Genomic DNA, 268 nt, shown 5'->3' on the forward strand with positions numbered 1-268 from the left:
GCCTGGGGAGTACGGTCGCAAGATTAAAACTCAAAGGAATTGACGGGGACCCGCACAAGCGGTGGATGATGTGGATTAATTCGATGCAACGCGAAAAACCTTACCTACCCTTGACATGGATGGAATCTTTGAGAGATTAGAGAGTGCCCGAAAGGGAACCATTACACAGGTGCTGCATGGCTGTCGTCAGCTCGTGTCGTGAGATGTTGGGTTAAGTCCCGCAACGAGCGCAACCCTTGTCATTAGTTGCTACGAAAGAGCACTCTAA

The 268-nt window shown here is 50.0% G+C and carries 1 rRNA gene; it reads left to right on the plus strand.

Annotated features, from left to right (window positions below):
* Nucleotides 1-268 (plus strand): 16S ribosomal RNA (locus GTP69_RS30960); the annotation flags it as partial.

The sequence above is a fragment of the Duganella levis genome (assembly GCF_009857605.1).
Lineage (GTDB): Bacteria > Pseudomonadota > Gammaproteobacteria > Burkholderiales > Burkholderiaceae_D > Rugamonas > Rugamonas levis.